General features: G+C 67.6%; 13 protein-coding genes and 1 pseudogene. 11 read left to right on the top strand and 3 right to left on the bottom strand.

All coding sequences use genetic code 11. The annotated features are described in order from the left end of the window. The first annotated feature begins 78 nt into the window (after window positions 1-78). The 3 genes and pseudogenes from dapF to ACH4EB_RS36875 all read left to right on the top strand — a co-directional run bounded on the left by dapF (window position 79) and on the right by ACH4EB_RS36875 (window position 1,891). Window positions 79-759, top strand: a complete 681-nt coding sequence (dapF, locus tag ACH4EB_RS36885; RefSeq protein ID WP_398352831.1) for a diaminopimelate epimerase — start codon at window positions 79-81, stop codon at window positions 757-759. Window positions 760-916: 157 nt separating this feature from the next. After that, entirely contained in the window at window positions 917-1,126 is a 210-nt protein-coding gene (locus tag ACH4EB_RS36880) for a hypothetical protein (protein ID WP_398352830.1), read from the top strand. Between the two features lie 127 nt (window positions 1,127-1,253). Further along, window positions 1,254-1,891 (top strand): annotated as a pseudogene (locus tag ACH4EB_RS36875) (restriction endonuclease). Between the two features lie 20 nt (window positions 1,892-1,911). Here ACH4EB_RS36875 and ACH4EB_RS36870 read toward each other — a convergent pair. Further along, window positions 1,912-2,067: a hypothetical protein gene (locus ACH4EB_RS36870; RefSeq protein WP_398352829.1), complete on the bottom strand. Its 156-nt coding sequence runs from the start codon at window positions 2,065-2,067 to the stop codon at window positions 1,912-1,914. Window positions 2,068-2,312: 245 nt separating this feature from the next. Between ACH4EB_RS36870 and ACH4EB_RS36865 the strand changes: the two genes are divergently transcribed. The 8 genes from ACH4EB_RS36865 to ACH4EB_RS36830 all read left to right on the top strand — a co-directional run bounded on the left by ACH4EB_RS36865 (window position 2,313) and on the right by ACH4EB_RS36830 (window position 12,033). Beyond that, window positions 2,313-2,762: a hypothetical protein gene (locus tag ACH4EB_RS36865; protein WP_398352827.1), complete on the top strand. Its 450-nt coding sequence runs from the start codon at window positions 2,313-2,315 to the stop codon at window positions 2,760-2,762. Window positions 2,763-2,863: 101 nt separating this feature from the next. Continuing rightward, the gene (locus ACH4EB_RS36860; protein ID WP_398352826.1) at window positions 2,864-3,715 is read left to right on the top strand and encodes a hypothetical protein; all 852 of its coding nucleotides are present in this window, start codon (window positions 2,864-2,866) and stop codon (window positions 3,713-3,715) included. Between the two features lie 278 nt (window positions 3,716-3,993). After that, window positions 3,994-4,242 (top strand): hypothetical protein, encoded by a 249-nt coding sequence (locus ACH4EB_RS36855; RefSeq protein ID WP_398352825.1) that lies wholly within the window; start codon window positions 3,994-3,996, stop codon window positions 4,240-4,242. 46 nt (window positions 4,243-4,288) lie between these two features. Beyond that, complete coding sequence (locus ACH4EB_RS36850) at window positions 4,289-5,509, top strand: peptidoglycan-binding protein (RefSeq protein WP_398352823.1); 1,221 nt, start codon at window positions 4,289-4,291, stop codon at window positions 5,507-5,509. Beyond that, complete coding sequence (locus ACH4EB_RS36845; protein WP_060727573.1) at window positions 5,506-6,219, top strand: ABC transporter ATP-binding protein; 714 nt, start codon at window positions 5,506-5,508, stop codon at window positions 6,217-6,219. The genes ACH4EB_RS36850 and ACH4EB_RS36845 overlap by 4 nt, the downstream gene beginning before the upstream one ends. Beyond that, on the top strand, window positions 6,216-7,460 hold the full coding sequence (locus tag ACH4EB_RS36840) for an ABC transporter permease (RefSeq protein ID WP_398352821.1): 1,245 nt from the start codon (window positions 6,216-6,218) through the stop codon (window positions 7,458-7,460). The genes ACH4EB_RS36845 and ACH4EB_RS36840 overlap by 4 nt, the downstream gene beginning before the upstream one ends. Before the next feature lie 94 nt (window positions 7,461-7,554). Then, the gene (locus ACH4EB_RS36835) at window positions 7,555-11,652 is read left to right on the top strand and encodes an SGNH/GDSL hydrolase family protein (RefSeq protein WP_398352819.1); all 4,098 of its coding nucleotides are present in this window, start codon (window positions 7,555-7,557) and stop codon (window positions 11,650-11,652) included. A gap of 78 nt (window positions 11,653-11,730) precedes the next feature. Next, window positions 11,731-12,033 (top strand): hypothetical protein, encoded by a 303-nt coding sequence (locus ACH4EB_RS36830; protein ID WP_398352818.1) that lies wholly within the window; start codon window positions 11,731-11,733, stop codon window positions 12,031-12,033. A gap of 102 nt (window positions 12,034-12,135) precedes the next feature. Here the strand turns inward: ACH4EB_RS36830 and ACH4EB_RS36825 are convergent, their stop codons facing one another. Both ACH4EB_RS36825 and ACH4EB_RS36820 read right to left on the bottom strand, forming a co-directional pair. Beyond that, window positions 12,136-12,258 (bottom strand): hypothetical protein, encoded by a 123-nt coding sequence (locus tag ACH4EB_RS36825; protein ID WP_398352817.1) that lies wholly within the window; start codon window positions 12,256-12,258, stop codon window positions 12,136-12,138. 149 nt (window positions 12,259-12,407) lie between these two features. Continuing rightward, entirely contained in the window at window positions 12,408-12,920 is a 513-nt protein-coding gene (locus ACH4EB_RS36820) for a hypothetical protein (RefSeq protein WP_398352815.1), read from the bottom strand. Window positions 12,921-13,618: the final 698 nt, after the last annotated feature.

The raw sequence follows: 13,618 nt of genomic DNA, 5'->3' as shown, positions 1-13,618 counted from the left end.
CCATCGCCGGCCTCGTATCCGACCGCAGCGTCCCCCTCTGATACCAGCGACCGCGCGGCCCGGCACGTCCCACCCGCTATCACGCACCAACTCGTTATGGACTACCGCAACGCCGACGGCAGCCTCGGCCAGATGTGCGGCAACGGCATCCGCGTCCTGGCCCGCTACCTCGTCGACACCGGCCTGTGCGACCCGGGCGCCCTGCCCATCGCCACCCGCGTGGGCCTCCGCCACGTCCATGTACCCGAGCGGCGCCACGACCTCGAGGGCCCGGTCACCGTGGCCATGGGCACCCCGCGCTTCCCCGGCCCGAGCCGCATCATCGTCACCACCGCCGGACGAAGCTGGCGCGCCACCCACGTCGACATGGGCAACCCCTACGCCGTCGTCTTCACCGAAAACCTCGCCGACGCCGGCGACCTGCGCACCGCACCCGCCGTCGACCCAGCTGACGCCTACCCCCACGGCGTGACCGTCGAGTTCGTCACCGCCCTCGGGCCCAGGCACCTCGCGCTGCGCGTGTACGAACGGGGCGTCAGCGAGACCCGCGCCTGCGGCACCGGCGCATGCGCCGCCGTCGCCGCCCATCGCCGCCGCACCGGCCAGACCGGCGCCGCCGAATACCGCGTCGACCTCCCCGGCGGACACCTCGCCATATCCGCCTCGAACGACGGCACGCTGGCCCTGACCGGACCTGCCGCCATCACCGTCCAAGGCACCCTCCGCCTCCCCGCCGCAGAGCACGGGCACGCCGTCTGACCGCCCAGCAGCTCGGTATCCGGCCACATCCGACGGCTTTGTGCCCATTCCCTGACGATCTTCCTTCCGACGCTCCGCGGTCCGGCTACACAGGAAAGGTGGGGACAGTGTGCGGCCGTCCCCACCTGATGCCCGGTAGAGGGGGAGGGCTGGACGGTTGCTGACCATCAATTTGGCGGTGCTGCTCGCGATCATCGTCATCGTGCGGCTGCGGCGGCGTACGCAGTCGCGCAGCCGCTTCGACGAGAAGGTGACCGTGGTCATCGTCCTGGCGCTGGGCGTGCTGATCGCGCCCACCCCGATAGGCCAGGGCATCCTGAACGCCCTGGGGCAGCTCGCCAGCGGCATCACCCAGGCCGGCCGATGAACCCCCGTACCCGTACGGGCCGGACGGCTCCCGGGGATGCGTACTGCGGGGCACGAGGCTGGGGAGCGGGGGAGTGATGGCGGCACGTCGACGGCGTCGGCGTTTGAAGAAGCGGACGCGTAGGCAGATGCAAGGCTGGGGTGCGGTGGCGGCAGCGGCCGCCACGGTGTGGGCGGCCAGGCACTGGTCGGTGGTGTGGCCCGTCCTGGTGGCCGTGCTCGCCGCGGCCTGGTGGGCGGGGCCGGATGGATGCTGTGGCGGGCGCACCGTCTCGCGGTCGGCCAAGACCGTGCGTGGCGGGAGCGGGAGGAGGCCCGGTCGCGGGAGTTGTCGATGGCCGAGGTAGACGCGTTGTCGTGGCAGGAGTTCGAGGCGTACGTCGCCGATCTGTGCCGGCGGGACGGCTGCACGAAGGTCGTCGTCAGCGGCAAAAGCGGCGACCTGGGCGCGGATGTCGTCGGCTACCTGGCCGACGGCCGCAAGCTGGTCGTCCAGTGCAAGAAGTACGCGCCGCACCGCAGCGTGTCCTCGCAGGACATGCAGAAGTTCGTCGGCACCGCCCGTCCCGAACACGGCGCTGATGTCGCCTTGTTCGTCACCACCTGCCGCTCGTTCACGAAGGCCGCCCTGGGCCTGGCGGTGCGTCAGGACGTTGTGGCCCTGCACCGAGACCTGCTGGGTTCCTGGACCAAGGGCGCTCATCTGGAGTCCCTGATCCCGCTGAACGGCAGCGGCGGCGGCACCAGGCGGCGCCCCCCTGCCTGACTGGGCAGGCTGCTGCACGGTCATCGCGGCGCGCTCGCGCCGCTGCGCGGCCGCCGTCGGGTGATCGGCGCCGCGGTCTTCCTGCGGCACCCGAAGAGGCCCGAGTTCGAGTCGGAGGACCTGCTGGTGGCGGCGCAGCTCGCGACGTACGCGTCCTCGATGACTCGGAGCGGCATCACCGCAATCTCCCTGCCGTTGGCGTCCAGCAGCACAGCTCACGACGAACCTGGCGAAGTAGTCGCTTTATGCCTGTGTGAGCACAACCGTGATCCATCCAACACAAAAGACGACAGCACCTATGTCCGTTTTGGGCTCCTTTATGCTCCTCTTATGTCGAGCTTCACCTCGTAGGGTGGTGCGAGCTTTACGTCAGATGACGGAAATGCTTTTGATTGTTACTCACGCACTCAGGGGGGGCGCTATGCGCTTCAAGTCTTCTGCCGTGGCGGCGGCTGCTTTCACGGCTTTCGCCGCCGTGGTTGCTACTGGTGGTTCGGCCCACGCCATGGCCAATCTTCAAAACTGCAGTAGGGGCGCGGCAGGGCCGCTGTGCCTTTACTACAACTCCAACAACAAGGGCGCTCATGTGGGCGTCCAGGGGGATGTATACAACTACGGAAGCGCTATGGCTCCGCTCGCGGATCCCGGCATCAAGTTCAACAACAATGGCGCCGGCGGCGGAAAGCACGTCAAGAACGCTGTTGCCTCTGTCTACAATTACGACACCTACATGGGGTACTACGTTTACGTCAACAGCGGCTATGCAGGGCCGTTCGACGCATGGCCCCCTTACGGCTACTCCGGCTCCCGGCAGTGGTTCGGCAACCTGAACAACACCTACAACAACAACGCTTCGCAGGCGCGTCACTGAAAATGCCTCCGGTTCTGAATCGACAGGCCGGCGGACGCCCGGTCGGCAGGCTGAATCCAGCCCGCCGACCGGCGGGCGCCGCACTGGCCACAGTGGTTGCATTGAGCATCATCACTGGCTGCGGCAATCAGGAAGGCGGTGCCGCTGCGCCGAGCGGAGGAGACAAAGCGCTTCCTGTGCGCTCTTTGCCCATTGAGAAGTACCTGGTCGACACCTCTCAAGAGAAGCAGCTGCTGCAGGCGAGCAAGGTACTGATCGCGCAATGCATGAAGCGCTTCGGGTTCGACTACACCGGGCCCGACTTCGCGGCCACGGGAACGCAGCACAGCAGTGCTGCCAACAGGGAGCGCCGTTACGGAGTAGCTGATCTGCAGACCGCCAAGAGCAACGGCTATCACTTGCCGGCGCCGGCTGGAACCTCGAAGGGGCCCGCTGCCCCTGCGCAGGAAATGAGCGAGGCCGAGGACCGTGTCTTTATCGGCGATGCCGATCCCGCAAGCGGCGTACACAAAGGCGACAAGGTCAACGGCACGCCCATTCCCGCAGGCGGCTGCTCAGGCGAGGCCAGGCGCGAACTGGGAACTGACACAGAGCATGCGCTAGCCAATGAGATCAATACTAAAAGCTACGTCAAGTCCCTTGCGGACCCGGACGTGAAGCGTCTCTTCGACTCGTGGGCTTCGTGCATGAAGAAGAAGGGGTACCGCTATGCGTCGCCCCCGGACGCCGCGGATTCAGCATCAGGGGAAAAAGCCGACCGAAAAGAAATCGCTCTGGCGGTCGCCGATGTGGAGTGCAAGAAGGATGTCGATCTTCTGGACGCCTGGCACGACGTGGAATCCAGGATCCAGGAAAAAATGATCGCTGAGCACGAGGAAGCACTCGTCGCAGAGAAAAAGCATATGAGCGCCTCCTTGGGTGCCGCCGCCAAGGTATTGGAGAATTCCCGTTGAAACGCTACGTCTGGACCGTGGCCGCCCTGGCGGCGTGCCTCGTTGCTTGCGACACCTCGTCGCCTCCTACTTCGACAGCCTCCCCCGGCTCGTCATCGCCACGAGCCTCCTCGGCGAGTTCTCCCGCCCCCTCCACCGCTTCGGCAGGAGTTGAGGCAGAGCGCGTTCAGCAGGCCCTGACCCCTGCTCTCGACAAGCTGGCCTCCGCCCATGGAGAGGGCAGCAAGTCGCCGTGCAGCCCGGCGCAGGCGACCCTGTTCACGCCCGCGTGTGCGGCCATGGCCAAGGACGCTTCGGCTCTCGCCGAGACGGCGCTTAGCGAAGTCAAGGGCAAGCAGGGGTTCGGCACTCTGCGCAAGGTCGCGATGTCGACACGTGAGGCCGCGGCCCAGTACGCCGAGCTGAACTGCACCAGCCGGCCCACGAAGCTTGGGGATCAAGAAGGCTGCCGGAAGCATGCAGCCGTGATCGCCCAGGCAGCTCAGGATATGCGCGATGGAGTAAACCTTGGCCTCACCGGACGGTGAACCCAGGCGACACAAGGGACGCCCGGCGCCGGGCACCCATCACGGTATGGCCCGGCGCCGTCGCGTGCTGGGGGGCCTGCTGGTCGGCACGATCGGACTGGCGGCCGGAGGCCTGGGCGCCACCGTGTTCATCAAGTCTCCGGCCCAGGCAGCCGCCGAGAAAGCCGCCCCGCCGCAGGATGTACTGACCGCGCCTGTCGAGCACCGGGTCCTGTCCGACACCTTGGTCACCCGCGGGTCGGTGACAGCCGCTCAGACTGTCACCGTTTCGCCCGGTGGCCCATCGGACAAGAGCATCGCCCGGTCGGTCGTGACCAAGGTGCGCACGAAGAAGGGCGCGTCCCTGTCCTTCGGACAGGTTCTCCTTGAGGTCTCGGGCCGGCCGCTCATCGCCCTCCGGGGCGACCTGCCCTCGTACCGGGACTTGCAGCGAGGATCTCAAGGTGACGACGTGGCACAACTCCAGAAGGCACTGACGGAGCTGGGACACGGCATCGGGGCCGACCGCAGGGGCACCTTCGGCGCCGGTACCGAACAGGCCGTGACAGCCTTGTACCAGTCGCGCGGCTACGCCCCGCTTTCCGCATCGGTGCGGGCCCAGCCGTCCGGGACGGAGACGGGGGAGAAAACACCGCCCACACCCCGTACGGCCGCATCAGGGCCGGTGGTCCCGTCGGCAGAAGTGGTCTTCCTCAGCTCCGGGCCGCTGCGCACCGATGCGGTCAACGCAGTGGTCGGCAAGGAAGCCGGCGACAAGCTGCTGACACTGTCGGCAGGACGGCTGGGCGTGCGCGGTTTCGTCGCCGCGCACGAGAAGGGGCTCGTCCACGCAGGACAGAAGGTGGAGATCTTCTCGGAGGTCTCCGGAGAACAGGCCACCGGTTCGGTGGTATCGGTGGCAGACGCCCCCGCGGAGGCCAAGAAGGACGGGGCCCCGGACCAGGGAGGCTATGCCGTCACCGTCAAACCCGACCGGGCGCTGCCCGAGGCATTCTCCGGGCAGGATGTGCGGCTGACGATCGAAGCAGCGACGTCCAAGGGCAAGGTCCTGGCTGTGCCGTCCGCCGCCATTTCGGCTGGCGCGGACGGACGCACCTCCGTCACGGTGCAAGGACCGGATCGGGCACAACACCGGGTCGAGGTGCGCACCGGCATGTCCGGTGACGGTTTCGTACAGGTCATCCCCCAGGCGTCAGCGCACTTGGCGGCCGGAGACCGGGTCGTGGTGGGAACGGACGGAGGCGCCAGGAAGCAGTCACTGGAATGAACACTTCTTCCCATGCTGCTGCACCGCCGGTCATCGAGTTCCGGTCTGTCGAGCTGAGCTACCCCGGCCCGCCGCCGGTACAGGCGCTGCGCCCCTGCGACGTGCGCATCGAGGCGGGCGAATACGTCACCGTGGTGGGGCCGTCAGGATCGGGCAAATCCACCTTCCTCAACATCGCCGGCCTCCTCGATGTGCCCAGCAGCGGCTGCTATCGCCTCGACGGCATCGACACCGGTGCGGTCTCCGATGCGGAACGCGCCGCGCTGCGCGGCACCCGCATCGGGTTCGTCTTTCAGTCCTTCCACCTGCTGGCCCATCGCAGCGCGACCGAAAACGTGGAACTGGCCCTGGTCTACCAGCGCGCTCCGCGCCGCGACCGACGCGAACGCGCGCGCCACGCCTTGCGCCAGGTCGGCCTCGGCCACCGCGTCGACGCTCTGCCCACCCGCCTGTCGGGAGGCGAACGGCAGCGTGTGGCCATTGCCAGAGCACTGGTGACCCGCCCCTCCCTACTGCTGTGCGATGAACCCACCGGCAACCTCGACTCCGGTACCGCTGCCTCCGTCCTGGGCCTCCTGGACGAACTCCACCAAGCCGGTATGACCCTCGTCGTCATCACCCACGATGCCCAGGTTGCGGCCCGCGGCGAGCGCACGCTCGTCCTGCACGACGGAGTCCTGGCCGACCGACAGACTGTGGGGCAAGCATGACCCGCCGCTCCCACCGACGTGAAAGAGTCCGCCGGTCCCGGCTGGCGCCTCGCGACCTGGTCGCCGAAGCGCTCGCCGGGGTGTTGCAGCGCCCGGCCCGCTCGACCCTGACCGCACTGGGCACCGTCCTCGGTGTCGGAACGTTCATCGCTGTCCTCGGCCTGACCGGTACCGCGGCCTCCCAGATCGATGCCCGCTTCAACAAGCTGACGGCTACCGAAGTAGCGGTGAACGACACCGGCGGCCGGGATGCCGACACGGTTCCTCTGGCCTTCCCGCAGGATGCCGACCGGCGCATCGAACGGCTCAACGGCGTGGAGGCGGCAGGGGTCTGCTGGCAGGTACGGCTCGGTGTCGAGCAGACCGTTCGCTCCTCGCCACTGGCCGGTGCCACCAGCGCGGACACCCGTACCAGTGTGCTGGCCGCATCTCCCGGCTTCCTGCGCGCCGCTGAGGCCAGAGTCGCCCAGGGCCGCCTCTTCGACACCTACCATGACACCAACCGGCAGCGCGTCGCCGTGGTCGGGGCGACAACCGCCGCCCGGCTCGGCATCACAACGCTGCGCACACGGCCGGCCGTGTTCATCGGTAACACCGCCTTCACCGTGGTCGGCATCATCGGCGAGGCCGACCGTGAACCGGACCTGCTGATGTCGGTGCTCGTCCCTCGCTCCACCGCTGAAAAGGTGTGGGGGCCGCCCGGTGACCAACGTGCCCACATGCTCGTCTCCACTCGCCTCGGTGCCGCCGCACAGGTCGCCGGCGAGGCGCCCACTGCCCTGCGCCCAGAGCACCCCGAGTACTTCAAGGCCGTTCCGCCGCCTGACCCGCGGGCCCTGCGCTCGGCAGTCACCGGCGACCTGAACCAGCTGTTCCTCTTGCTTGCCACGGTTTGCCTGGTCATCGGCGCGGTCGGCATCGCCAACACCACGCTGGTCGCCGTCATGGAGCGCACCTCCGAAATCGGCCTGCGCCGGGCGCTGGGGGCCCGGGGCACCCACATCACCGCCCAGTTCCTCGCCGAGTCGGCCACACTCGGACTCCTCGGCGGCCTGGCCGGTACCTCCCTGGGCACGGTCACCGTCGTCACGGTCTCCGCCCTGCGCGAATGGACACCGGTCATCGCCCCGCTGGCCGTGGCCACCGCCCCCGCGCTGGGGCTAGCCACGGGCCTACTCGCCGGCCTCTACCCCGCCTGGCGCGCTGCCCGCATCCCGCCAGCTGAGGCACTTCGGCGCTGATCCGACTTGGCTGCCACCGCCCCCTCAGCGCCCTTCTTGTCGCCGGTCGACTGACTGCCCACCAAGCTCCCGCCCGCCCCACCAGCTCCTGCTGTTGGGACGGGCGGGCTGCGCCGTGCCGTGTTCCCCAGGGCACACGGCCGGTGTTGTTTCATCCAACAACGACGTTAGGCCCCTTTTGATACACCGTCATAGTGTGTCGAAGCGCCTGCGGACACCGCTGCTCCTCACTACGGCCATGATGGTCGCGAGCGGCCCTTTGATGTCGCAGGCATTCGCCACCGAGTCCCAACCCGCCCGCACTGTGGCCGCTGATCCGAAGCCGTCGGACGGGGCCCGCTCCGGCCGGGTGGCGAACCCGGACACCAATCTCGGCAAGGACTGGAAGAAGAGCGCCGACCGGGCCGTGACCGGTGCGGCCGACGCGAAGGCTTACCGGATTCTCGTCGCCGATGAGGCGAGGGCGTACGAGTGGAAGACGGTCGCAGCCCTCTCGGAGCCCGGCATGCCCGCCGATTCCTGGATCGGCAACCAGTGCGTCATGGACCGCGATCACGTCGCGGCCGTGTACGCGCCCCGCGCGTTCACCAACAAACCCGACCTGATGCAGGGCGGTGCGTTCACGGCGATCGTGAACACGAAGACAGGCGATGTGACCAAGCTGCCGTTCACCGCCACCCTCGCCTACTTCGACCCCACCTGTAACACCGCCGCGCACACCGCCGCCTTCACCCAGTACCGCGACATGAACGACGCGTCGAAGGTGAAGACGCAGGTGATCACCGTGGACACGGCTGGCAAAACGGCTGCCACGACGGGTGAGCTGCAAGGGCAGGTCTCCTCGGCGGCCCCGGTCAAGGACGGCGTGGTCGCCGGCCTCGGCCGCGATCTCGTCCATATCGACGGCAAGGGCAAGACCCGCCGGCTCGCCACAGGCGACAGCATCCCCTTCGACATCCGCCCCATGACGGGTGACCGCGTCGGCTTCGTGGACCGCAAGGACACCAAGACGGCCCAGGCGAAGGTGTACGACGGCCACGGCAAGCCGCGCACAATCGCCACCGGACGCCTCGGCGACCTGGACCTCGTACCCGGCGAGCAGGGCCGCGCCTTTCTGACCGGTGACACCAAGGATGCGAAGACGGAGGGGAGTGGCGTCACCAAAATCGATGCGCCGGCCGACACCGACGTCTCCTCCCACGGCCGCCTCGCCGTCAACCCCGTCCTCACCCCCGGCATCCGCGCCGGACTGACCCGGATCCAGGCAGCCGGGAAGGGCTTCGACAAGGCCGGCGAGCCCGAGGCGGGCGTGCGTGCCCGCTCCGGCAAGGCCCCCGGGACAGCGGACCAGGACACCCCGCTCACGGTCACCTCGACCGCCACGACGACCGGGAAGAAGGTCGAGCAGCAAGTCGCCGCGGCGCAGCCGCATACCCGAAACGGTCTCTCGCCGGCCCTGACCGGCGCCGCCCGGCCGCGGGTGATGACGAGCGCGGCCGCGTCCGTCTCCCACGATCCCCGGGACACCGACCGCTGGTGCTCCATCTCCCGCAACGACATGAGCGCGCAGGCGCTGCAGCCGACGCCGAACCAGGTCGAATGGGCGGTGGACATGGCCGTACGGGGCGAGCTGCACAGCCAGTGGCTCCGCCAGGGCGGCTACCGCAGCCAGGCCGGCCTCGGCACGATCGACCCGCAGAAGATGTTCCCGCTGCCGAAGCTGAAGGGCGGCGGCCGGATTCCCGCCAACGTCCTGCTCGGCATCCTGGCGCAGGAGTCCAACCTGTGGCAGGCCGAGTCCGGCGCGATCCCCGGCCAGATGGGCAACCCGCTGGCCGCCGTGGACGGTTACTACGGCCACAACGTCAAGGACACCCTGTTGGGCTACTGGCGCATTAACTGGAAGAAGTCCGACTGCGGTTACGGCGTGGGCCAGGTCACCGACGGCATGCGCCTGGCGGGGCATGAGAAGGAGGAGGAGAAGAGCAGCACCGACCCGAAGGTGCAGAAGCTGATCGCGATCGACTACGCCTCCAACATCGCCGCCTCCATGCAGATCCTCGCCGACAAGTGGAACGAGGTCCACGAGGACGGTCAGAAGATTACGGTCAACAACGACGACCCCTCCCGCGTGGAGAACTGGTTCACCGCCGCCTGGAATTACAACCTCGGCTTCAACCCCAAGTCGGCCTCCGCGAAGAACGGCGGCCACTGGGGCTTGGGCTGGTTCAACAACCCCGCTAACCCCATGTACAAAAAGGGTGCTTGGGATCACCCGTTCATGGATGTCAGCCTCAACATCAACAACATCCGTGATGCGGCGCACCCGCAGGACTGGCCGTACGAGGAAAAGGTGATGGGCTGGGCCGCCTGGTCCATCGACACGGGCTTCTCCTACGGCACCGACGGTCGTCAGGACTGGGAGGGCGAGCCCGGGTTCCTCTCCGCCGGCTTCCAGCCCGCCTGGTGGACGGATAAGGCCTACCGCTCCCGCGTCAGCCCGCAGATCGACACCTTCTGCAACGAGAAGAACAGCTGTAACCCGAGCGCTCCGGTCAACTGCCCGGACGAGGCCTGCTACCGGCAGTTCTGGTGGAACCAGGAGAACGCCACCTGGAAGGATAATTGCGACAAAACGTGTGGATTCGAGAACATCAAGTACAAAACTCTGCGCGCCGAGCCCGGCAACGGCCGCCGGCTGAAGAACGGTGAGCCGGTGTGCGATGCCCCGAAGGGCACTGAGGTCGTCACCTCCATCCCCGCCGGCACCGAGACGTGGTCCAGCTGCGGGAAGGCGTCTTCCAAGGGTTCGTTCCAGTTCACCTTCTACCCCGACTGGGACGGTCACTATGAGGCAAAAGCCGATCTGCATTCGGTCGGCGGTGGCCATGGCGGCCACTTCTGGTACACGCACACCCGTAACGAGGACAACCTCGGCGGCGAAGGCAACCGTATGACGATCAAGGGGCAGTGGACGCTCGGGCACAAGCTGGACTGGGCGCGGGTGCTGGTGCACCTGCCCGACACCGGCGCGCAGACCCGGCAGGCCGCCTACGTCGTCCGCAACTCCGACACCACCAGCGAAAAGCGCCACGTGCTCCAGCGCGCCGGCGGCTGGGTCAGCCTCGGCGCGTTCCACTTCACGGGAACTCCGCAGGTCGAGTTGTCGAACGTGACGAAGGACGGGACCGCGGACGAGGACATTGCCTGGGGCTCGATCGCCTTCCAGCCCCTGTCCGGCAAGCCGAAGAACTCTGTCGTCGCCATGGGCGACTCCTACTCCTCCGGTGAGGGCGCCACAGCACCGGGCGGCAAGGACTACTTCCCGGAAACCGACTACTTCAGCAAGCTGAGCGATACGACCACGGACAAGTGCCATCGCTCGAAGCTGGCCTGGTCGCGGCAGGCTTCTCTGCCCGGCTACTCGAAGTCCATCGGTGAGATGGCCGACAGCTTCGATCCAGAGATGGACTACCATTTCGTGGCCTGCTCCGGCGCCCGCACCTACGACATGTTCCAGGAGCAGTCCGGCGAGGCGTCGCAAATCGACTCCGGTTACCTCGACAACAACACCACGCTGGTCACGATGAGCATCGGCGGGAACGACGCCCGGTTCTCGGACATCGTCCAGAAGTGCGTTCTTCCCGCGCTGACGAACTGCGACGGCAACTCCATGGGCAACATCGACCCGACCAACGGCAAAGACACCGGAGGGGACACCGGGCCGCTGAAGGACTGGGCGCCGAAGTGGTTGCACAACTCCGTACGCCCTCAGATCGTGAAAACTCTCAACGCGATCCACACCAGGGCACCGAAGGCAAAGGTCGTCCTCATGGGCTACCCGCGCCTGCTGTCCGCGACGAAGGGGGCGCCATACCCGGGAACATGCGTCCTTAACATGGAGAAGTCGGAGGGCGAGTGGCTCAACGTCATGGCCGACAACCTTGCGGCGGAGATGAAGGGCGCAACACAGGACGCCGGTTCGTGGGCAGTGTTCTCCGACCCGCGTGACGAATTTGACGGCAAGACGATCTGCGGAGACCCGGAGACCGTGCACGGCATCGTAGTCAGCGGGAAATCCAAGGCGGACAATGACGGTATTGCACCGTCGATGCAGTCGTTCCACCCCAAGCCCGCGGGTGCCCGGCTGTATGCCGACAGCCTGGAGCACACGCTCCAAGGCACGGGCTGACAGCCGATAACCAGCCGGGACCTGGGTAGATGCTCACCTACCCAGGCCCCGGCCTTTTCGTACAGGATGATGGGAAGAATGAAAGAACCCCGCCAAAGCGACGTACCGGTAGCTGTCGTCGTGGCCGTAGTCGACGTGGTGATCGTGGCGCTGCTGGCCTCTGCGTATGTGATGTCCGGGCTGAGCATCGGCGCTCCGAGCGCCCATGACACGCACCAGCGCGAAACCTACCAGCACAACATTCTCGTCATCACCACACTGATCACCGGAGGGGGCTGCGCGCTCGCCGCACTGTTCCGACTCTGGAAGACGAGCATCACCCATCTCGTAGTGACCGGACTTCCTCTGCTGGCCTGTATAGCTTGGCGCAGCTGGAGTTGAATGTCGTCACACCGCTCGGGCCGGCGGGCCCTGTTTCCGCCGTGGGGACACCGGGCTGTAGTGACCCGCCGCCGGAGAACACTCGGTGCCGCATTCCGCCGGTCAGGGACGCACCACCGGCTCCAGCGAGAAGCCGTAGGTGATGTCCCAGCGCTCGGCCGTGGTCAGGATGTCTGCGGTCTCCACCGGTCGGCCGTCGTCGAAGTGTGCGCGCTCGATCAGCACCCCCAGCTCCCGCGGCGGCCGCGTGCCTGCTGGCCGCCGCCTGCTGCCCCGGCGCTCGCAGCTGTGTGCCTGTCAGTGGCCGCCGCGTGGTTCGAAGCAGCCGGTCTCCAGGAACGGGCCGCTGACCTCCAGCTGGCTGCCGGAGGGCTTCACGGCGCCATGCACGCAGGCATCCTTGCGCACCCGGAGGGCGAAGAGGGCGCTGCGCCCTCCGGGGTGACCGGGGCGGTCTGGGTGAGGATGTGCCGTTCACCCATGCCGCTCACGACGAGTGTCCCGGGCTGCAGGCCGTCGCCGGTTCGGTAGCCGAGGCGCAGCAGCGCCGCGCGCACGCTGTCCGGGCCCCACATGTGGTCCTTCCACAGATGTCGGAGGACGGGCTCGATGCGGGCGGCTTCCTTCCGTGCGGCTTCTTCACTGGCGGGAGACATCTCACGGGAAGCTTTGAAGCCGTTGTTCTCGCGGTAGTGCGGGGCGCCGTCGTGGGAGTCGGGTTCCACGTTGCCTCGTGCGGGCCCGGTGAGGGAAGGAGCGGTCGAGGGGCTCGGGGCGGGGGAGGGCCCGGTGGTCGTCGGACCGACGTGCTGCTGGCCGCAGGCGGTCAGGGGCAGGACGGCGCCCAAGAGGGCGCCCGCAGCAAGGTAACGGGCTCGGGATCTCATGAGGAGGACTCTGCCACGGCGTCAACGCGGCAACGCTGGCGAAAGCCCGGGCAGGCTTGCGGTGGCGGACGTGATGATCAGAGTGGTTGCGAGGCCAGCGCTGCTGAGAGCCGACCTGGACCGTACGGTGCGGTGGCGGATCCGGGGGCGCGAAGGTGCTGTCAGCCTGGGACGCTGAGTGGGCGGGGCTGCTGCGGGCTGGTTTCAGGTAGGTAGCGCGGCTCGGCGCAGGGCGCTTCGCCGGACGCGCGCGGTGCCGCAGGGCATTTAAGTGAAGCCGTGACCACTGCCTGTGAAAGTCGTTGAAGCTGGCACGACAGGGCCGTGAAGACCAGGTGCAGGCGGGGTCGGGCCGCGGAACCCCAGGTTCGGCGGCGACCGCCTGGGCGTGTTCGGCGCCTGGTTCTGGCGGTATTTGATCGTACTGGTGGGCCGTGTGCGGTGTTTTCCGCCGTGGCTGGGCACACCCTGGAGATAACACACGGTAGCGGTGACGTGCCGCCCTGGAGTCGGCGTAGCGTCGCCGCAGAACGAAACCCCCGGGCGGCGGCCAACCAGCCCCGGGGGCTCCATCATCCTGTGCAGATCAAGGAGCGCTACAGCCATGCGTCCTGACCCTTGTCCGAAGCCGCCTTCTGCGGGCCGCTTCCATAATGCCGAAGCTAGCATGCCGCAGCCGGGCGGCTTAGAAACGAAGG

It is taken from the genome of Streptomyces sp. NPDC018045 (genome assembly GCF_044327445.1).
Classification (GTDB): domain Bacteria; phylum Actinomycetota; class Actinomycetes; order Streptomycetales; family Streptomycetaceae; genus Streptomyces.
Note: the sequence above shows the minus strand (reverse complement) of the source record. Positions and strands in the feature narration are given on the sequence as shown.

Bases quoted from the DNA above. Each gene is read 5' to 3' on its own strand.
- ACH4EB_RS36830 (WP_398352818.1), top strand. From the start codon at position 11,731: ATGAAAGAACCCCGCCAAAGCGACGTACCGGTAGCTGTCGTCGTGGCC.
- ACH4EB_RS36865 (WP_398352827.1), top strand. From the start codon at position 2,313: ATGCGCTTCAAGTCTTCTGCCGTGGCGGCGGCTGCTTTCACGGCTTTC.
- ACH4EB_RS36855 (WP_398352825.1), top strand. From the start codon at position 3,994: ATGGCCAAGGACGCTTCGGCTCTCGCCGAGACGGCGCTTAGCGAAGTC.
- ACH4EB_RS36820 (WP_398352815.1), bottom strand. From the start codon at position 12,920: ATGAGATCCCGAGCCCGTTACCTTGCTGCGGGCGCCCTCTTGGGCGCC.
- ACH4EB_RS36840 (WP_398352821.1), top strand. From the start codon at position 6,216: ATGACCCGCCGCTCCCACCGACGTGAAAGAGTCCGCCGGTCCCGGCTG.
- ACH4EB_RS36850 (WP_398352823.1), top strand. From the start codon at position 4,289: ATGGCCCGGCGCCGTCGCGTGCTGGGGGGCCTGCTGGTCGGCACGATC.
- ACH4EB_RS36845 (WP_060727573.1), top strand. From the start codon at position 5,506: ATGAACACTTCTTCCCATGCTGCTGCACCGCCGGTCATCGAGTTCCGG.
- ACH4EB_RS36870 (WP_398352829.1), bottom strand. From the start codon at position 2,067: ATGCCGCTCCGAGTCATCGAGGACGCGTACGTCGCGAGCTGCGCCGCC.